Origin of the sequence: Streptomyces sp. NPDC014006, from assembly GCF_043088925.1 — a bacterium.
Classification (GTDB): Bacteria; Actinomycetota; Actinomycetes; order Streptomycetales; family Streptomycetaceae; genus Streptomyces.
In genome coordinates this window covers 60,031-79,628 of sequence record NZ_JBICAJ010000002.1, presented here as the reverse complement: position 1 = coordinate 79,628, position 19,598 = coordinate 60,031, and the positions used below count along the sequence as shown (strand labels likewise).

Annotated in this window: 15 protein-coding genes and 1 pseudogene; 10 read left to right on the top strand and 6 right to left on the bottom strand. The window is 72.6% G+C overall.

Annotation, left to right across the window (positions count from 1 at the left end; all coding sequences use genetic code 11):
- Positions 1–20: 20 nt before the first annotated feature.
- The 4 genes and pseudogenes from ACF1GV_RS06785 to ACF1GV_RS06770 form a co-directional block, all read right to left on the bottom strand.
- Positions 21–203, bottom strand: a pseudogene (locus tag ACF1GV_RS06785) (ATP-binding protein); the annotation flags it as partial.
- 120 nt (positions 204–323) lie between these two features.
- Positions 324–1,346: a TolB family protein gene (locus tag ACF1GV_RS06780; RefSeq protein WP_391678648.1), complete on the bottom strand. Its 1,023-nt coding sequence runs from the start codon at positions 1,344–1,346 to the stop codon at positions 324–326.
- Between the two features lie 65 nt (positions 1,347–1,411).
- Positions 1,412–2,677, bottom strand: a complete 1,266-nt coding sequence (locus ACF1GV_RS06775) for an MFS transporter (protein WP_391678647.1) — start codon at positions 2,675–2,677, stop codon at positions 1,412–1,414.
- Positions 2,678–2,698: 21 nt separating this feature from the next.
- Entirely contained in the window at positions 2,699–3,553 is an 855-nt protein-coding gene (locus tag ACF1GV_RS06770; protein WP_391678646.1) for a glycosyltransferase, read from the bottom strand.
- A 351-nt stretch (positions 3,554–3,904) separates the two neighbouring features.
- Between ACF1GV_RS06770 and ACF1GV_RS06765 the strand changes: the two genes are divergently transcribed.
- From ACF1GV_RS06765 to ACF1GV_RS06730, 8 genes are all read left to right on the top strand, one after another.
- Positions 3,905–5,344 carry a sugar transferase gene (locus ACF1GV_RS06765; RefSeq protein ID WP_391678645.1) on the top strand — a complete coding sequence of 480 codons (1,440 nt, stop codon included), beginning with the start codon at positions 3,905–3,907 and terminating at the stop codon, positions 5,342–5,344.
- A 23-nt stretch (positions 5,345–5,367) separates the two neighbouring features.
- The gene (locus ACF1GV_RS06760; RefSeq protein WP_391678642.1) at positions 5,368–6,417 is read left to right on the top strand and encodes a Gfo/Idh/MocA family protein; all 1,050 of its coding nucleotides are present in this window, start codon (positions 5,368–5,370) and stop codon (positions 6,415–6,417) included.
- Between the two features lie 54 nt (positions 6,418–6,471).
- Entirely contained in the window at positions 6,472–7,446 is a 975-nt protein-coding gene (locus tag ACF1GV_RS06755) for an SDR family NAD(P)-dependent oxidoreductase (protein ID WP_391678640.1), read from the top strand.
- The gene (locus tag ACF1GV_RS06750) at positions 7,443–8,582 is read left to right on the top strand and encodes a DegT/DnrJ/EryC1/StrS family aminotransferase (protein ID WP_391678639.1); all 1,140 of its coding nucleotides are present in this window, start codon (positions 7,443–7,445) and stop codon (positions 8,580–8,582) included. Before ACF1GV_RS06755 ends, ACF1GV_RS06750 begins: the two co-directional genes overlap by 4 nt.
- A complete protein-coding gene (locus tag ACF1GV_RS06745) occupies positions 8,579–9,268 on the top strand; it encodes an acetyltransferase (protein ID WP_391678637.1) in 690 nt (229 codons plus the stop codon). Before ACF1GV_RS06750 ends, ACF1GV_RS06745 begins: the two co-directional genes overlap by 4 nt.
- Positions 9,265–10,383: a DegT/DnrJ/EryC1/StrS family aminotransferase gene (locus ACF1GV_RS06740; RefSeq protein ID WP_391678635.1), complete on the top strand. Its 1,119-nt coding sequence runs from the start codon at positions 9,265–9,267 to the stop codon at positions 10,381–10,383. Before ACF1GV_RS06745 ends, ACF1GV_RS06740 begins: the two co-directional genes overlap by 4 nt.
- Before the next feature lie 62 nt (positions 10,384–10,445).
- Complete coding sequence (locus ACF1GV_RS06735; protein ID WP_391678632.1) at positions 10,446–14,051, top strand: DUF4082 domain-containing protein; 3,606 nt, start codon at positions 10,446–10,448, stop codon at positions 14,049–14,051.
- A 67-nt stretch (positions 14,052–14,118) separates the two neighbouring features.
- Positions 14,119–15,165 (top strand): glycosyltransferase, encoded by a 1,047-nt coding sequence (locus ACF1GV_RS06730; protein ID WP_391678631.1) that lies wholly within the window; start codon positions 14,119–14,121, stop codon positions 15,163–15,165.
- Between the two features lie 11 nt (positions 15,166–15,176).
- On the opposite strand, the gene ACF1GV_RS06725 is transcribed toward ACF1GV_RS06730, so the two are convergent.
- Positions 15,177–15,833: a hypothetical protein gene (locus ACF1GV_RS06725; protein ID WP_391678629.1), complete on the bottom strand. Its 657-nt coding sequence runs from the start codon at positions 15,831–15,833 to the stop codon at positions 15,177–15,179.
- Positions 15,834–15,904: 71 nt separating this feature from the next.
- Here ACF1GV_RS06725 and ACF1GV_RS06720 point away from each other — a divergent pair, with 71 nt between their 5' ends.
- Both ACF1GV_RS06720 and ACF1GV_RS06715 read left to right on the top strand, forming a co-directional pair.
- The gene (locus ACF1GV_RS06720; RefSeq protein ID WP_391678627.1) at positions 15,905–17,908 is read left to right on the top strand and encodes an O-antigen ligase family protein; all 2,004 of its coding nucleotides are present in this window, start codon (positions 15,905–15,907) and stop codon (positions 17,906–17,908) included.
- On the top strand, positions 17,905–18,822 hold the full coding sequence (locus tag ACF1GV_RS06715; RefSeq protein ID WP_391678625.1) for a glycosyltransferase family 2 protein: 918 nt from the start codon (positions 17,905–17,907) through the stop codon (positions 18,820–18,822). Before ACF1GV_RS06720 ends, ACF1GV_RS06715 begins: the two co-directional genes overlap by 4 nt.
- On the opposite strand, the gene ACF1GV_RS06710 is transcribed toward ACF1GV_RS06715, so the two are convergent.
- On the bottom strand, positions 18,801–19,592 hold the full coding sequence (locus ACF1GV_RS06710) for a glycosyltransferase family 2 protein (protein ID WP_391678623.1): 792 nt from the start codon (positions 19,590–19,592) through the stop codon (positions 18,801–18,803). The genes ACF1GV_RS06715 and ACF1GV_RS06710 overlap by 22 nt on opposite strands.
- Positions 19,593–19,598: the final 6 nt, after the last annotated feature.

The window sequence follows — 19,598 nt, the reverse complement described above, 5'->3', positions numbered from 1 at the left end:
AACCGGCCCGTTCGACGGCCCAGCAGCAGGCCGCGGCCGCCCTCGTCCGAGATGCGGGCGTGGCGCAGGTGCGGCGAGGTGCTGTTCGTGTCGAAGACCTCGCACGTCAGCGTGGACCGGAGTATCCGCCGCGGCTGGATCGGGCCCTTGCCGTAGCGGATCGCGTTGGTGACCAGCTCACTGACGATCAGCTCCGTGGCGAAGCCGTCGGCGTCCAGGGTCAGCACACTGCCCTCGGCCAGCTCGAACTGGGCCGTCTCGAAGGGGAGTCCGCCCTCCCTGGTCCGCGCCCCTCCAGCCGGGCCCACCAGGCGGGCCGCGGGCTACAGCGGTGCCGGGGACGACGCGCCCGCGATCAGCAGCCTCGGGCTTCCCGTGCCGTCCGCCGGCACGCTCCACAGGTCGCTGCCGCCGATCTTGCCGTCGGCGGGCAGGGTGTAGACGAGGGTGCGGTCGTCGAGCCAGGTGGCCTGGTCGTCGACGCTGTGGCGTTCGGCGAGCGGCGTCCGGCGCAAGGTCTTGAGGTCGAGGACGTACTCGTGCCAGAGCGAGGCACCGGACAGGACCCGCCTCTTGTAGGCGACCCGGGTCCCGTCGGGGGAGAGCGACGGGCACTCCACGTTCTCCGCCAGGGTGGTCACCGTACGCCGGGAGAGGGAACCGCGGACCAGGTGGGTGCGGCCGGCGGAGTTCAGGGTGGCGTAGAAGGTGTCGTCGTCGGCGGCGAACGTGACGCCCCAGAAGTTGACGTCCGAGGCGTGGTACGGCTTGCCGTCCTTGACGACGGAGAACGTCTCCAGGCTGGGCGTCAGCCGCATCGTACGGGTGTCCAGCACGGAGGTGCGGGTGGAGAAGAAGGCCGACGAGTACGACTCGCCGGAGACGAAGACGGTCCACGCGGCGAAGCGGCCACTGGGCGAGACGCGGGCCCGGCTCGGGGTGCCCGCGAGCGGGAAGGTGCGCACGGTGCGCAGCCCGGCGTCGAGGATCAGGGCGCGGTTGCTCTGCTTGAGCACGCCGGGGTTGGACTGGAGGCAGACGCCCGTGCCGGCCGCCGCGTAGAAGCGGACGCACTTCAGGCTCGCCGCGATCCGCCTGCCCCCCGGATCGGCCGACGGCACGGAGGCGAGAGCGCCCCGGTGCGGGCCGGCGGCCGCGTTCACGAACAGCAGGCGGCCCTTCTGGCCGAGCGCAGGCGTGCCCGCGGTGACGGCGGGACCGCCCGACTGCGCCCGGCCGGCCCGGTCGGCGCGGTCGGCGGCGTGCAGGACGACGCCGGTGCCGAGGCCGGCGAGCAGCAGCACCGCGGCGAGGAGGATCAGCAGGCGGCGGCGCAGCGGTGTCATTCCGGTCCTCGCGTTCGTCGTTCCGGCGGGGCCAACGGGGCCGGCGGAGCCGGTGGATGTCGTGGTCATCGTGTGCCGTCCGCCGGCCGCAGCACCAGGCCCGCGACGACGGCGCAGCACACCAGGCCGGCCGCCGAACAGGCCAGCGCGGGGCCGTCGCCCCACATCGTCCACGCGGCGCCGAAGCCCAGCGAGCAGCAGAAGCGGGCCAGGGCCTGGCTGGTGCCGACGATGGCGAGGCCGCTGGCGCGCAGGTGCTCGGGCACGACACCGGCGAGGGCGGCCGGGAGGACGCCGTCGGTGGCCGCGTAGAACGTGCCGTGCAGGGCGAGGACGACCGGCGCCAGGACCGGCGCGGCCGGCGCCCACAGCAGCAGGGCGTAGGCGGCGAGCAGGGCCAGATGCCCGGCGAGGAACACGGTGCGCCGCCCGACCCGGTCGGCCAGCGCGCCCATCGGCACGGCCAGCAGCAGGAACACGACGGCGGTGCCCAGCGGCAGCAGCGTGAACCACGCGTCACCGACCCCGGCCCGCCGTTGCAGCAGCAGATAGAGGAAGGCGTCGCTGACGGTGGTCAGACCGAGCAGCGCGGCACAGCCGGCGAGCGCCCGCAGCCGCGGCAGGCGCAGCAGGGCGAGCGCCTCGCCCACGGACGGCTTGGGGCGCGGCGGGCCGGCCTCCTCCGTCCGCCCCGGCTGCCGCCGCCCCGGTACGAACAGCACCAGGACCAGCACCCCCAGCACCGCCACGCACGTGCTCACGCCGAACACGGCGTCGTAGCCGTCGGCGGCAGCGCGCAGGATGAGGAAGGCCGTCAGCGGGCCGAGCATGGCGCCGGTGGTGTCCATCGCCCGGTGCACGCCGAACGCCCGGCCCTGGTTCGCGGCCGGCGTGGACAGGGAGATCATCGCGTCGCGCGGGGCGGTGCGCAGGCCCTTGCCGGTCCTCTCCAGCGCCAGGACGGTGCCGAGCGTGCCGAGGCTGCCGGCGAGCAGCAGCAGCGGCTTGCACAGCGCCGAGAGCCCGTAGCCGAGCCCGGCCATCAGCTTGTGGCCGCGCACCCGGTCGGCGAGGTGGCCGCCGGTGAGCTGCACCAGCGCGCTGACGCCGTTGTAGATGCCGTCCAGGGTGCCGAACCCCAGCGGGCTGAAGCCGAGCGTGCTGACCAGGTAGAGCGGCAGGACGGCGGTGACCATCTCCGAGGAGATGTCGGTGATCAGGCTGACCGTGCCGAGCACGAGCACGACCGGGGCGACTGCGGGCCGCCGGCCGCGTATACGGCCCGCGTCGGCGCCCGTCTGCGCCGGTGCGGAACGGTCGGTGAGGTACATGTGGCAGGACTCCCGGTGCGCTCAGTTCCGCCGGCTGCTCTCGTCGCGCAGCCAGGTGCCGAAGTCCCCGGCGCGGATGGCCCTGCGCGCCCCCCGGCGGGCGACCAGCGCCGCGGCGACGAAGACCACGACGCCCGGCAGGAGTGATGGCTCCGCGCGCAGCAGCGCCGTCAGGTCCGATCGTCCGGTTCGCGCCGAGGACCCCTGCGGGCCCTGCCGCTCGACCTGCGCGGTGGACACCGCCGCCCGGACCCGCCGTTTGATCAAATCCCGCCAGGTGCGCGGTGGATGGACCACGACCTGTGCCGCGCCGACCACGCGCCGCTCGTGCGCGGCGAACGCCAGCGACGCGGCCAGGTCGTCCGCCATCAGCGGCGGCAGGACGGCGATCCGGTCGTGCCCGGCCTTGGACAGCGCGATGACGCCCCGGCCGAACAGCCCTTCGCGCACCGCGGGCAGCCGCTGCCACACCCGGTAGTAGGCGCGCACCGGCCAGGCGCAGGCGGCCAGCGGGATGTGCCGCCGTGGCGCGGTGGCGAGGATCCGCAAGGTGCCGTCGGCGCCGTCGTCCAGGGGCGTGGTGAGCGCCCGTACGTCGGCGGCCGTGAGCACCACGTCGGCGTCCACGTACAGGCGCGGGAAGCCGCGCGCGTGGTCGTCACCCGCCCGCAGCGCGGCGTGCTTGGAGGGGACGGGGATCTCGACCACCCGCACGCGCGGACCGCGGGCGGCCGCGACGCGCGCGGTGTCGTCCGTGCACCCGTTGCACACGACCACGATGTCGGTGTCGTCCCCGAAGCCGTCGGCCAGCAGAGCATCGAGGAGCCGGCCGAGGACGCGCGCCTCGTTGTGCGCCGGGATCACGATGCTCGTCACCCGGGCAGTATGCCCCCCGGCATCCCGTTGCGCTGCGTGTTTCGTCCAACTGTTCCCGGGACTGCGTCCCGTGGTCTAGATTGAGGTCCGCCGGACCGGTTTGGGAGGGAAACCAGACCCTGGCTGCACGTCAGGGGAACGGCGTTGGGGGACCGGAGGCCGAAACAGGCAGCCGGCCAGCACGCGGGGGGCGTGAAGCGGTTGGGGAACCGCTGAGACTCCCTTGTTTTTCAGTGCCGTTGGGCTGAGGAGACACAGCGGCGCCGATCCATTCCCGGCTGCGGGTCTCGCGACCGCATGCCCGGTTTTCGTTGGCTCAGGCATAGTTGCGCATGTGGTGGTGGGGGGTCCATGACCATTGAGATGACGCATGAGCACCTGGTCGTGGAACATAGACGTCCAGATGCTCGTCGAAGACGCTGGGAACGCACATACCGAAGAGCTCTGCTGGCCGCGGACGTGTTCGCGTCCCTGGCCGCCGCCCTGGTGATTCACGGGGCGTACGGCCGCTGGGCGGTGGCGCTGGTGCTGCCGCCGCTGTGGATCGTGGCGATGCTCGCCCACCGCACCTACGAGCGCGGCGCCCTCGGTCTGGGGGCCGAGGAATACCTTCGTGTGCTGCGCGGCGCCGCCCTGCTGCCCGCGCTGGCGGCCACCTACTGGGTGTTCACCCGCGATGCGGGGTTCCTGCATGACATGACGACGGCCGCGGTGCCGGCGATCGCCTTCGCGCTGCCGCTCCGTTACGCACTGCGCCGCCGGCTGCACCGGCGCTGGGCGCGGGGGCGCGACCGCAGCGCGACGCTCCTGGTCGGGCCCTCGCGCGGGGTCCTGGAGCTGGCCGCCGTCCTGCGGCGCACCGGCGGCGCACGCGCCCTGCACGTCGCCGGCGCGTGCGTGAGCGACGCCGACCACAGCACACAGATCCGCCGGCTGGGGGTGCCCGTCCTGGGCGGCGCCGGCGACCTGGACGACGTCATCCGGGCCATGGGCATCGGCACCGTGGTGGTGCTCCCGGCCCCGGAGTTCGACGCCGCCGTCCTGCGCCGCATGTCGTGGACGGCCGCCGTCCACGCCGCGGACTTCCTGCTGGCGCCCGTCCTGACCGACGTGTCCGCCGCCCGCCTGGCCGTGCGCCCCACCAACGGCGTGCCGCTGTTGCGCGTCCAGGCGCCGAACCTCTCCCGGCTCTCCCGGCTGCCCAAGGAGGCGCTGGACCGTACGCTCGCGGCGGCGCTCCTGCTGTTGTTCGGGCTGCCCCTGCTGCTGATCGCCCTGATCGTCCGGCTGGACAGCACCGGACCGGCCCTGTACCGGCAGCAGCGGGTGGGCCGCTACGGCGACCACTTCACCATGCTGAAGTTCCGCACCATGCGGCAGGACGCGGACGCCCTGCGGGCCGAGCTGGAGCACCTCAACAGCAACAGCGACGGACTGCTGTTCAAGGTGAAGAAGGACCCGCGCGTCACCCGCGTCGGCTCGTTCCTGCGCCGCAGCTCGCTCGACGAACTGCCGCAGCTGATCAACGTGGTCAAGGGCCACATGTCGCTCGTGGGCCCCCGCCCTCCGCTCCCCGAGGAGGTGGAGGAGTACACGCCGGACATCAAGCGCCGGCTGCTGGTCAAACCCGGTCTCACCGGGCTGTGGCAGGTCAGCGGCCGCTCCGACCTGCCCTGGGACGAGGCGGTCCGGCTCGATCTCGGATACGTGGACAACTGGTCGATGGGCCTCGACCTGTCGATCCTGCTGCGCACCGGCTCGGCCGTGGTGCGCGGAACGGGGGCCTACTGATGAGCCAGGGAAAGAGGAACGCCGTGACGCAGGAGCCGTTGGGGGTCGCCGTCGTCGGGGCCGGCTACTGGGGCCCCAACCTCGTCCGCAACTTCCAGGCCAGTGACCGGTTCCGGCTGCGCTGGCTGTGCGACCTCGACGTGGACCGCGCCCAGCGGGTCCTCGGCGGTTACTCGACCGTGCAGGCCACCGCGGACTACGCGGCCGTCCTCGCCGATCCGGAGGTGGACGCCGTCGCCGTGGCCACGCCCGCCGGCACCCACCTCGACATCGCCCTGGCCGCCCTGCGCGCCGGCAAGCACGTCCTCGTGGAGAAACCCCTCGCGGCCACCTACGCCGACGGGCTGCGCCTGGTGAACGAGGCGCGGGAGCGCGGCCTGACCCTGATGTGCGACCACACCTACTGCTACACGCCCGCCGTGGGCCGCATCCGGGAGGCGGTCCACTCCGGGGAACTCGGCGAGATCCACTTCGTCGACTCGGTGCGCATCAACCTCGGGCTCGTCCAGAAGGACATCGACGTGCTGTGGGACCTGGCCCCGCACGACCTGTCCATCCTGGACTTCATCCTCCCCGGCCACGTCGAGCCGGTCGCCGTCGCCGCCCACGGGGCCGACCCGATCGGCGCGGGCCAGGCCTGCGTGGCCTATCTGACGCTGCAGCTCAACACGGGGGCCATCGCCCACGTGCACGTCAACTGGCTCTCCCCGACGAAGGTGCGCACCACCATGGTGGGCGGCGCCAAACGCACCCTGGTGTGGGACGACCTCAACCCGCTGCAACGGGTGGCGATCTACGACCGGGGCGTGGACCTGGCCGCGCCGCAGGAGATCGGTGCGGACGAGCGCCGCGACATGCTCGTCTCGTACCGCTCCGGGGACATGGTCGCCCCCGCGATCGCCGAGCGCGAAGCCCTGCGCGGCATGGCCGAGGAGTTCGCCGACGCGATCCGGCACCGGCGGGCGCCGCTGACCGACGGCCGCGCGGGCCTGCGCGTGCTGGACATTCTCGAAGCGGCCTCCCGGAGCCTTCAGTTCAAGGGCGCCGTCGTCGGCCTGCGCGCCGGCCACTGACGTCCGTTCCAGCGCCGCGCACTGACGTTCCACATCAGCGAGAGGGCCAAGCAGTTGAGCAGCGTACGAGGCAAGAAGATCCTGGTCACCGGAGGGGCGGGCACCATCGGCTCGCACCTGGTCGACCTCCTGGCCGAGGGCGGTGCCCGCGAGATCGTCGTGCTCGACAACTTCGTGCGCGGGCGCATGGCCAACCTCGCCCAGGCACTTAGGAGCAACACCGTGCGGGTCGTCGAGGGCGACATCCGTGACGCCGCCCTGGTCCGCAAGGTCACCGAGGGCGCCGACCTGGTGTTCCACCTCGCCGCGATCCGCATCACGCAGTGCGCCGAGGAACCCCGGCTCGCCAACGAGGTGATGGTCGACGGCACCTTCAACGTCCTGGAGGCGGCGGTCGACGCCGGCGTCTCCAAGATCGTCGCCTCGTCCTCGGCGTCCGTCTACGGCATGGCCGAGAAGTTCCCGACGACCGAGCGCCACCACCCCTACAACAACGACACGTTCTACGGCGCCGCCAAGGCCTTCAACGAGGGCATGCTGCGCAGCTTCCACGCCATGTTCGGGCTCGATTACGTGGCCCTGCGCTACTTCAACGTGTACGGCCCCCGGATGGACATCCACGGCCTGTACACCGAGGTGCTCATCCGCTGGATGGAACGCATCGAGGCGGGCGAGCCGCCGCTGATCCTCGGTGACGGCACCCAGACCATGGACTTCGTCGACGTCCGCGACATCGCCCGCGCCAATGTGCTGGCCGCCGAGTCCCCGGTCACCGACGAGGTGTTCAACGTCGCCGGCGGCACGGAGACCTCGCTGAAGGAGCTGGCCGAGGGCCTGCTGGAGGCGATGGGCGCCACCGGCCTGGAGCCCGAGTACGGCCCCGCCCGCACCGTGAACAACGTGGTCCGGCGCCTCGCCGACACCAGCCGGGCCGCCGAGCGGCTCGGCTTCACCGCCCACATCGACCTGCGCACCGGGCTCAAGGACCTGGTCGCGTGGTGGCGTGCGGAGCGGGAGGCGGCCAAGTGAGCACCGACCGCATCCCCGTGATGATCCCCTGGCTGGGCGAGGAGGAGGCCCGGGCCGCCTCCGAGGCCGTACTGTCCGGCTGGGTCGCCCAGGGCCCCCGGGTCGCCGCCTTCGAGCGGGCCTTCGCCGAGCGCGTCGGCGCCGAGCACGCCGTCGCGGTCAGCTCCTGCACCACCGCCCTGCACCTGTCCCTCGTCGCCCTCGGACTCGGGCCCGGCGACCAGGTCGTGGTGCCCTCGCTGTCCTTCATCGCCACCGCCAACGCGGTGCGCCACGTCGGCGCCGAGCCGGTGTTCGCGGACGTGGACCCGGCCACCGGCAACCTGACCACGGACACCGTGGACGCGGTCCGCACCCCGCGCACCCGGGCCGTCCTCGCCGTCCACCAGGGCGGCGTCCCGGCCGACGTGCACGCCCTGCGCGCCGCCTGCGCCGACTGGCAGATCCCGCTGGTCGAGGACGCGGCCTGCGCCATCGGCTCCACGGCCGGCGGCAAGCCCGTCGGACAGGGCGCCCTGGTCGCGGCCTGGTCCTTCCACCCCCGCAAGATCGTCACCACCGGCGAGGGCGGCATGATCACCACCGACGACGCCGGATGGGCGGCCCGTCTGCGCCGGCTGCGCGAACACGGCATGAACGCCTCGGCGGCCGAGCGTCACGCCAGCGACAAGCCCGTCCTGGAGAGCTATCTCGAGGTCGGCTACAACTACCGGATGACGGACATCCAGGCCGCGGTCGGCCTGGTCCAGCTCGGCAAACTCGACGCGATGATCAACCGCCGCCGGGAACTGGCGGCCCGCTACGAGGCGTTGCTGCGGGACATCCCGGGCCTCACCCCGGTCCGCGACCCCGAGCACGGCGAGAGCAACTTCCAGTCCTACTGGGTGCTGCTCGAGCCGGACTTCCCCGTCGGCCGGGACGACCTGCTCGCCGCGCTCGCCGCGGCCGGCGTCTCCGCCCGCCGCGGCATCATGGCCGCACACCTCGAACCCGCCTACGCCGGCCACCACGGCGCGCCGCTGCCGGTCACCGAACGGATCAGCCGCGACTCGCTGATCCTGCCGCTGTTCCACACGATGACCGAGGTCCAGCAGGACCGCGTGGTGGCCGCTCTGCGCGCCCAGGCCGCACGATGAACACGCTGCTGATCATCGGCGCCGGCGGCTTCGCCCGGGAGACCGCGCAGGCCGTACGGGACGCGGGCGAGGTCACGCTGCTCGGGCACCTCGACGACAACCGGGCCCTGCACGGCACCGACGTCGACGGCCTGCCCGTCCTCGGCGGCACGGACCTGGTCCACGACCTGCCCGACGCCGACGTGGTGATCTGCGTGGGCAACCCGCGCGACTACGGCGCCCGCGCCCGCCTGGTGCGCCGGCTCGACCTGCCCGAGGACCGCTACGCCACCGTGGTCCACCCGACCGCGGCCGTCTCGGCGACCTCGCGCGTCGGCCCCGGCTCGGTGCTGCTCGCGCACTGCGCGCTGACGGCCGCCGTACGGGTGGGCGCGCACGTCGCGGTGATGCCGCACACCGTCCTCACCCACGACGACGTCGTCGAGGACTTCGCCACCGTCGCGTCCGGTGTGTGCCTGGGCGGGGGAGTGCGGCTGGCCACGGGCAGCTATGTGGGCTCCGGGGCCCTGGTCCGGGAGGGCACCACGGTCGGCGCCTGGTCGCAGATCGGGATGGGGAGCACCGTGCTCGGCGACGTACCGCCGGGAGAGGTCTGGGTGGGGAGCCCGGCCCGGCGGCTGCGCGAGGCGGCCGCCCCGGCGCTGGACGAACTCGCGCTGAGAGCAATGGGGGGACCACACGCATGAACCGGATTCCACTGGTGGACCTGAAGGCGGCCCACGCGGAGGTCGCCGACGAGGTACGGGCCGGCTTCGAACGCGTCCTGGCGAACACGGCGTTCATCGGCGGGGAGGAGGTCCGCCTCTTCGAGCGCGAGTACGCCGACTTCGGCCGCGTCGCGCACTGCGTGGGCGTCGCCAACGGCACCGACGCCGTCGAACTCGCCCTGCGGGCCGGCGGGGTGGGGCCCGGCGACGAGGTCGTGGTGCCCGCCAACACGTTCATCGCCACCGTCGGCGCGGTGGCCCGCATCGGCGCCCGCCCGGTCCTCGCGGACTGCCTGCCCGACAGCCATCTGCTGGATCCGCAGGCCGCGCTGGACGCGGTCGGCCCGGCCACCCGCGCGGTGGTGCCGGTGCACCTGTACGGTCAGATGTCCGACGTCACCGCGCTGACCGGCCGGCTCCCCGGCCATGTCCGCGTCGTCGAGGACGCCGCGCAGTGCCAGGGCGCCAGCTGTGGCGGCCGCACACCGGGCAGCGGCTCCATCGCCGCCACCAGCTTCTACCCGGGCAAGAACCTGGGCGCCTACGGCGACGCGGGCGCGGTCCTCACCGACGACGAGGAACGCGCCGACCTGGTCCGTGCGATCGCCAACCACGGCGGCGTCGCCAAGTACCGCCACGACGTGCCCGGCTTCAACAGCCGCCTGGACGGACTGCAGGCCGTCGTCCTGCGCGCGAAGCTGGCCCGCCTCACGGACGGCAACGCGGCCCGCCGCGCGGCCGCCGCCCGCTACGACGCGCTGCTCACCGGCCTGGCGGCCGGCGGCCGGGTCGTCCTGCCGGTGACGGCGCCCGGCAATGTCCACGTCTGGCACCTGTACGTCGTCCAGATCACCGGCGCGGACCGCGACGACGTGGTCGGCAAGCTGGGCGCCGAGGGCATCGGCGCGGGCGTGCACTATCCGCAACCCGTCCACCTCACCCCGGCGTACCGCCATCTCGGCCACTCCCCGGGCGACTTCCCGAACGCCGAGAAGGCGGCCGAGCGGATCCTGTCGCTTCCGCTCTACCCGCAGATCACCCCCGACCAGCAGCAGCGGGTCGTGGACGTGCTCACCGCGGCGCTCGCCTGCTGAACCATCCCCGCTCCACCCCGACCGCACGGGTCGGTCCTGCACAGCACCGCTGAGAGGTACTCATGAACAGTTGGAGCAGACGGCTGCGGGGCGGGCGCCTCGCCGTCGTCGCAGCGTTGATCTGGACAGTGCTACCGCAGGCCGTCCCCGCCCAGGCGGTCACCGATCCGTGCGGTGCGGGATCGAACCCGGTCGTCTGCGAGAACTCCAAACCGGGCAGCCCGAAGTCCGACTGGTTCTCGGCCAACGCCTACGGTGACATCAAGGGGTTCACCACCAAGGAGAGCGTCCAGGCGGGCGACACGGTCCAGTTCAAGGTCCAGTCGAAGACCCCGTACCGCATCGAGATCTACCGGCTGGGCTGGTACGGCGGTGACGGCGCCCGGGAGGTGTCGACGGCGGCGCAGGCCGCGGTGACGTACCCGGCGAACTACACGACCGGTCCCAGGAGCTGCACCACCGAGAGCGCCACCGGCCTGGTCGACTGCGGCAACTGGCCGGTGACCGCGAGCTGGACCGTGCCCGGCGACGCCGTGTCCGGCCTGTACATCGCGAACATCACGCAGACCGACGGCGACGGCCTGATGCCGTACCCGTTCGTCGTCCGCAAGGACTCCAGCACCTCCGACGTCGTCGTGCAGACCAGCGACCAGACCTGGCAGGCCTACAACGACTACGGCGGCCAGGACCTGTACGGCGGCGCCGGCCCCGCGCCCGACGGCCGCGCCTACGAGGTCAGTTACAACCGGCCGCTGGACATCGGCGGCGACAACGGCATCTACGGCTCCGAGTTCATGATGCTGTCGTGGCTGGAGCGCAACGGCTACGACGTGAGCTATCTGTCCGGTGTGGACGTCTCCACCAACGGCGCCACTCTGCTGAAGAACCACAAGGTGTACCTGTCCTCCGGCCACGACGAGTACTGGACGCAGAGCCAGTACTCCAACGTGCTGGCGGCCCGCAAGGCCGGGCTGCGCGAGGCCTTCTTCAGCGGCAACGAGGTCTTCTGGAAGACCCGCCTCGCCCCGAGCATCGACGGCGCGACCACGGCGAACCGCACCCTGGTCTGTTACAAGATGACCAAGATGGCGCAGAACAACGGCATCGCCGACCCCAGCGGCAGCTGGACCGGCACCTGGATGGACCCGGCCGGCGCCCAGTACGGGCAGGCCTACCAGCCGCCGAACATCCTCACCGGCTCCATGTTCACGGTGAACGGATACCGCAACGACGCCATCACGGTCCCCGGCTCGTACGGCAGGAACCGGCTGTGGCGCAACACCTCGATCGCCAACCTCACACCGGGCCAGACCGCCACCTTCCCGGCCGGCACCCTCGGCTACGAGTGGGACAGCGACATCGCCAACGGCACCCGGCCGGCCGGGGCGATCGACCTGTCCTCCACGACGGTGGACATCACCGACGGCAAGTACCGCCTGGACTGGGGCAACGTCTACGGCAACGGCACCGCGACGCACAGCCTCGTCGCGTTCCGCGACCAGGACTCCGGGGCGCTGGTGTTCGGCTCCGGCACCGTGCAGTGGTCATGGGGACTGACCAATGTCCCCACCTACGACCCCGCCGACACGGTGGTCACCGAGGACGCCCGGATGCAGCAGGCGACCGTGAACATCCTCGCCGACATGGGCGTCCAGCCGAAGACCCCGCAGAGCAACCTCGCCGCCGCCACCGCCTCCACCGACGGCACCGGACCCGCGGTCACCGTGACGAGCCCCGCCTCGGGTGCCACCCTCCCGGCGCTGAAGCCCGTCACCCTCACCGGCACCGCCACCGACACCGGCGGGGGAGTGGTCGCCCGCGTGGAGGTGTCCACGGACGGCGGCGCCACATGGAACGCCGCCACCGGTCTCACCTCCTGGAAGTACACCTGGACCCCGACCACACCGGGGCCGGCCTCCCTCAAGGTGCGCGCCGTCGACGACAGCGTCAACATCGGCGCCGCCACGACCCTCCCGGTGACCGTCGGCCCGCAGACCTGCCCCTGCACCGTCTGGCCGGCCTCGGCCGTGCCCGGCACCGTCAACGCGGGCGACGGCAGCTCGTTGGAGCTGGGCGTCAAGTTCCGCACCACGGCGGCCGGTTCGATCACCGGTGTCCGCTTCTACAAGTCGCCCGCCAACACGGGCACCCACACCGGCAGCCTGTGGACCGCCTCCGGCACCCGCCTGGCCACCGGCACCTTCACGAACGAGACGGCCTCCGGCTGGCAGCAGCTGAACTTCCCCACCCCGGTGGCGGTCAAGGCGAACACCACCTACGTCGCCTCCTACTTCGCCCCCAACGGCGGCTACTCCTACGACGGCGGCTACTTCACCGACAGCGACGCCGGCCTCGCCCCGCTCACGGCACTGAAGTCCGGCACCGACGGCGGCAACGGCGTCTACCGGTACAGCTCCACCAGCGCCTTCCCGACCTCGCAGTCCTCCGGCAGCAACTACTGGGTCGACGCGGTGCTCGACACCTCGACGGCCGGCACGGCCCCGCCCACCGTCACGGCGACGTCCCCGACCTCCGGGGCGGTCAACACGTCGATCACCGCACCGGTGTCGGCCACCTTCAACGCGGCCGTCGACGCGGACAGCCTCACGTTCACCGTGAAGGACCCCGGCGGCAGCGCCGTGCCGGGCACCGTCACGCTCCCCGCGGCGAACAAGGCGACCTTCACCCCGTCGACCGAACTGGCGCTGCACACCACCTACACGGCGTCCGTGCAGGCCACCGACGTGTGGGGCAACGCCCTGGCGGCCCCGGTGACCTGGAACTTCACCACCGGTTCCACCCCGCCGGCGGTCACCTGCCCCTGCACGCTCTGGAACGCCGGCACCGTCCCGGCCACCGCCGACGTGACCGGTGACGCCAACTCCGTCGAACTGGGCACCAGGTTCACCTCGTCGACCGCCGGCTGGGTCACCGGCGTCACCTTCTACAAGGGCACCGGCAACACCGGCACCCACACCGGCAGCCTGTGGAGCGACGACGGCACCCTGCTCGGCAGCGGCACGTTCACGAACGAGACGGCCTCGGGCTGGCAGACGCTGACCTTCGCCACCCCGGTGGCCATCACCGCCGACACCGCGTACGTCGTCTCCTACCACGCCCCGCAGGGCAACTACGCCGTCGACGGCGGCTACTTCGCGGCGGCCCACCAGTCGTATCCGCTGACCGCCACCGCCGACACCGCCGCGCACCACAACGGGCTCTACCGGTACGGCACGGGCCCCGCCTTCCCGAACAGCTCCTACGGATCCGCGAACTACTGGGTGGGCCCGGTCCTCACCGCCGACAACCCGAGCGGGATGCTCGCACCGGCCACCGCCTCGGAGGTGACCACGTCCTCGGTGACGCACACCGCCGACGCGGCCACCCCCCTCGTCGCGGCCCTGCCCGCCGCCACCGCCCTGTCCTCCGTCACCGCGACCGTGACCGTCCTGCCCGGCCCCACGGCAGCCGCCGCCAGGAAGCTCCACGTCACGGCCGTCACCTCCTACGACCGGGCCACCCACAAGGTGTCCGTCCACCTGTCGGCCCCGCTGCCGGACGGCACGCGGTTCACCGTCACGGTCAGCGCCCGGGACAAGCACCGCCACCCGGTGCGGTCCCACAGCTGGACCCTGACCAGCAAGACCGTCCACAAGAAGAAGAACTGACCGACCGAGCGCACCGGTGGTGGTCCGCTTCCGCGCGGACCACCACCGGGGATTGGCTGTCGCACCGATGAGCACCGTCAGTGTTGTCATCCCCTGCTACAAGTACGGCCACTTCCTCGCCGACTGCGTCAGCAGCGTCCTGGACGAGCAGGACGGCGTGGACGTCCGGGTCCTCGTCATCGACGACGCCTCGCCCGACGACTCGGCCGACGTCGCGCGGAAGCTGGCCGCCTCCGACCCGCGGATCGAGGTCCGCGTCCACGAGACCAACAAGGGCCACATCGCCACCTACAACGAGGGCCTGCTGGAGTGGGCCGACGGCGACTACGTGGCGCTGCTGTCCGCCGACGACCGGCTCGTCCCCGGCGCCCTGGTCCGCGCCGCCGCCCTCCTCGACGCCCATCCCGAGGCCGGGTTCGCCTACGGCCGCCCGCTGCGCTTCCGGCACGGCGGCCCGCTGCCGAAGGCCCGCACCCGCACCACCGGCTCCGTCGTCCACCCCGGCCAGTGGTGGCTGGAGCGCCGCTTCCGGGAGGGCACGGGCTGCATCACCTCACCCGAGGTCGTCGTCCGCACCAGCCTCCAGCGCGCCGTCGGCGGCTACGACCCGGCCCTCCCGCACGCCGGTGACATCGAGATGTGGATGCGGCTCGCCGCCCACGCCGACGTCGGCTACGTACGCGGCGCCGACCAGGCCTTCTACCGCGTCCACGGCGACAACATGTCCACCACCGACTACGGCGGCCAGCTCGACGACCTGCGCCAGCGCCTCGTCGCCTTCGACTCGGTGCTCACCAAGTGCGCCGACCGGCTGCCCCAGCGCGACCGCCTCGCCGAACAGGTCCACACCCGGCTCGCCCGCTACGCCCTGCGCCGCGCCTACCGCGCCTACGACCGGGGCCGTACCGATGTCGTCCCGGTCGACGCGTGCGTCGCGTTCGCCGAGGAGTGCCTGCCGGGCTACCGGGCCCTGCCCGAGTACCGCGCGCTACGGCTGCGGCGGCGGATCGGACCGGCGGCGATGCCGTATCTGCAGCCACTGGTGTGGTCGGCCGTGGCCGACCGCGGCCAGGAGTGGCTGTGGTGGCAGTCCTGGAAGCGCCGCGGCATCTGATGCGACCGTGCTCAGGGGACCACGGGAAGCGGACCGCCGTGCCGTCCGGGAGTGACCTTGCGACGGCCCGTCAGATACCGGTCGAGCCACAACGCGCCCACCACACCGCCGGCCATGCCCAGCAGCGCGGCGCCGGCCAGGCCCCGGCTCGGTGTGCCCCGGACTGCGGCGGCGCTCGGGGAGACCAGGACCGAGGCGGTGATCCGCGCCCCGTCGGGAACCGTCTGGGACGTCTGCAACGCCCCGACGTGCCGGGTGTAGACGTCGACGACCCGGCGTACCGCGGTCACGGCCGCGTCCGAGTCCGACGCCTGCGCCTGCACCTGCACGGACGGGATCAGATAGCGGGGCGTCGCGCTGGTGCCGCTGTTGCGGGGCACCAGGTGGTAGGTCCCCTCGACGCCCGCCGCGCGCAGCTCCCGGTCGCCCGCGGGGGACTGGAGCTGCTGGATCACCGAGTAGGAGACCAGGGCGAGCGGCGGCTGCAGATTGGTCAGCTGGTTGGGCTGGTTCCGGGTCACCGGCGGCTTGAGCACGACCACCGCGGAGCCGACGTACTGGGGTGCCGGACGTACCACCTGCCAGGCCCCGGCGGCCGTCAGCAGCAGCGCGGCCACCACGACGTACCAGCGCCGCAGCAGCGCGTCGGCGACGTTCCCGGGCGACATAGGAGATCCTTCCGTCGCCCTCGATACTGGCAGGACGCGCGGCGTGACGCCACCGATCGGGGGGACGGTTCGTGAGCCTTGGTGAGATATGGGCCATCCTGCGCAGACGCTGGTACTTCATGGTGCCCTTCACCCTGCTCAGCCTGGTCTGCGGCGGCTATCTGTACGTGACGGTGCCCGTCTCCTACCAGTCGCAGAGTTCCGTAGCCCTGCTGGACTCCTCGGCCGTCGCCCGGCTGGCCCCGACGTTCGGCAACCCCCTGTCGAACGCGGGCGGTTCTCTGATCGTCACGGCCGACGTGCTGATCCGCACCCTGGCCTCCGGCGAGGCGGCGGAGGAACTGCGCGGCCGGGGCGTCACCGACCCGTACACCGCGGGATTCGCACCGCAGAGCGAGAGCCCGCTGCTCTCGCTCAGCGTCACCGGCACCGACCGGGCGAAGGTGCTCGAGGAGACCAACACCCTCACCGCGTTCGCCGGTGAGCAGCTCGACGCCCTGCAGGAGGCCGCCAAGGTCCCGCCCGCCTACCTGGTGCAGACGGCGCCCGTCGTCCTGCCGCAGACGCCCGTGGCGAAGTCGAAGAGCCGCTACCAGGACGTCGCGGCCGTCGTCATCGTGGGGGTCGTCAGCGCGTTCCTGCTGTCGATCCTGATGGAGGGTGTCGCGGTGGTCCGCCGCCGGCGGCGCACGGAGCCCCGGCCGAAGGTGAGCCGGGCCCCGGTGGGCGTGCTCGCCCGGCGCGTCGACGCCACGGCGATCCTCACCGTCTATCTGGCGCTGGCCTTCTTCATCCCGTCGAACCTCGCCCTGCCCGCGCTCGGCGGCGTCGGCACCCCGGCCAACGTCTTCGCCCTGCTCGGCCTGTTGTGGTACCTCGCGACCTGGCTCGGCGGCCGCATCCTGCCCGCGCCGGGCACCCGGCTCGTCCGGGTCGCGGTGGGCGCGCTCGGGGTGGCCGTCCTCCTGGCGTACATCGCGGACGCGATGCGGGAGAGCTCGCACCAGGAGGTCCTCGGTGCCGACCGGGGGCTGATCGGCTACCTGGTGTGGGTGTCGCTGGTCGTTCTGACGTCGGCGGCCGTGCAGGAGCGCGGCCGGCTCGACGTGCTGCTGCGCAGGGTGGTGGTGTTCGCGTCCGTCGTCGCCGCGATCGGCTTCTACGACTTCTTCGCCGCCACCAACATCGCCGACTCCCTGCACATCCCCGGCCTGCAGACCAGCGTGGCCCAGGTGTCCGTCATGGACCGCGGTGCCTTCACCCGGCCCCGCTCCACCACTGCCCAGCCCCTGGAGTTCGCCGGCGTGCTGGCGATCCTGCTGCCCTTCGCGATCCAGCAGGCCTTCGATCCGGTACGCCGTCGGCTGCGGCCCTGGCGCCGGTGGGCGCCGGTGGTGCTGCTGGCCGGTGCGCTGCCCCTGTCGGTGTCGCGGACCTCGATCATCGGCCTGCTGCTGGTGGCCGTGGTGATGGTGGTGCGCTGGAAGCCGGCCAGGCGCTGGGCCGCGATCGGGGTGATGACGGCGTCCGTGGCCGTCTTCAAGGTGCTCATCCCGGGTCTGATCGGCACCATCACGGGCCTGTTCGCTTCCTTCCTGTCCAACTCCGACAGCAGCACCCAGGCCCGGACGGTGAAGTACAGCGCGATCGTGCCGTATCTGAAGGAACACCCGCTGATCGGGCGGGGCTTCGGCACCTTCACCCCCGACCTGTACTTCTTCACCGACAACCAGTACATGCTGGGCCTCGCCGAGATGGGGGTGGTCGGGCTGCTCGCCCTGCTCACCCTGTTCGTCACCGGCATCCACCAGGGCGGCGCCATCCGGCGCCTCGCCCGCACCGAGGCCGACCGCGAACTGGGGCAGGCGTTCTTCGCCTCCTCCCTGGTCGCGCTGGTCATCAGCGCCACCTTCGACTCGCTGAGCTTCCCGATGTTCGCCGGCATGTTCTTCCTGCTGCTGGGCGCCGGAGGCAGCTACCTCGGGTTCATCCGGCGCGAGGAGGCTGCCGCCGCCGTCGTGAACCGCGGCACCCCCACCGAAGCCCGGCTTCCCGATCTCGTGGAGTCCCGATGAGCCGCGTCGCCGTCATCGTCGTCACCTGGAACAGCGCTGCGGTGCTCCCCGGGTTCCTCGCCGCGCTCCCGGACGGCATGACCGGTCTGGACTGGCGGCTGGTCGTCGCCGACAACGACTCCGCCGACGACACCGTCGACGTCCTGAAGACCCTCGCCCCCGACGCCACCGTCGTGCAGACCGGCCGCAACGCCGGGTACGCCGCCGGCGTCAACGCGGCGCTGGCCGCCGCCGACGGCTGCGACGCCGTCCTGATCTGCAACCCGGACATCCGTATGCGGCGGGGCTGCGCCAGGCGCCTCGTCGACAGCCTCGGCGACGGCGTCGGCATCGCCGTACCCCTGCTGTACGAGGAGGGCCGGGACACCCCGCACCACTCGCTGCGCCGGGAGTCGAGCGTGCTGCGGGCCCTCGGTGAGGCCGTCATCGGCAACCGCCGGGCCGGACGCTTCCCGGCGCTGAGCGAACTCGTCACCGACCCGGACGCCTACCGGCGGCCGACCCGGGCGGACTGGGCGACGGGCGCGCTCATGGCGATTTCGGCCGGCTGCCTGGCCGCGTGCGGCCCGTGGGACGAGTCCTTCTTCCTCTACTCGGAGGAGACCGAGTACTGCCTGCGGGCACGCGACCTCGGACACGCCACACGGCTGGAACCGGCCGCCGAGGCCGTCCACCTGGGCGGGGACTCGCAGGTGTCGCCCCGGCTGTGGACGCTGCTGACCCTCAACCGGGTGCGGCTGTACCGGCGACGCCACGGAGCGCTCGCGACAGCGTGTTTCCGTGGGGCCGTCCTGCTGCGGGAGACCTCACGCGCCCTTCTCGGCCGCGCCGCCAGCCGCACCGCGGCCCGCGCGCTGCTCACCCCGGGCGCGCTGCGGGCGGCCCCCGGGCCTCAGGCGGACCAAGTCGTGTAGAAACTCCCGGGATTCACCAGGTACCGCACGGTGGCGTGCGGGACGTGGCGCACTCGGTGGCCGCGGCTGTAGCGGTGGATGAGCTCCCAGTCCTCGCGCGGCATCACCTCGGGCGTCCGCCGCAACCGGCTGAAGTGCAGGGCTTTCGTACGTCGCGCGACGAACGCGTTGGTGTCCAGGAACGACTCCCGGGCGGCCCGCCGCCGGTCGAACGGCACCGAGAGCACGTCCCGTTCGGTGCCGTCCGGCAGGACGCGGCGCAGCGCCGTGTACACGCCGTCGGGCCCACCGGGGGACTCCAGCACCGCCAGCGCCCGCTCCAGATGGTCCGGTTCCCACAGGTTGTCGTCGTCCAGGAACGCCACGTACCGCGAACGGGTGAGGCGGATGCCCGCATTGCGCACGACGCCGGCCACACCCGTGTTACGGGCCAACGACACGGCGAACAGCCGTGAATCGGCCGGGAGTTCGGGCAGCCCGGCGCCGTCGTCGACCACGATCACGACCTGGTCGCGCACGCTCTGGGCGAGAGCGGAACGGACGGCCGCCCGCAGCGCGTCGGGGCGGTGGTGGGTGGCGATGACCGTGGCGACGAGCGCGGCCGGCGGGGGAGCTGCGGCGGCCGCGAGCCGGCGGACCTCCGCGGTCTCGAAGCGGCGCAGTCGCAGCGCCGAGGGGGCGAGCAGGACCTTGTTGCGCAGCTCGAAGAGGACGAGCCAGCCGAACGCGCGCTTGAGCAGCTCCCAGGGGGCGCGGACGATACGTCGCATGATCCT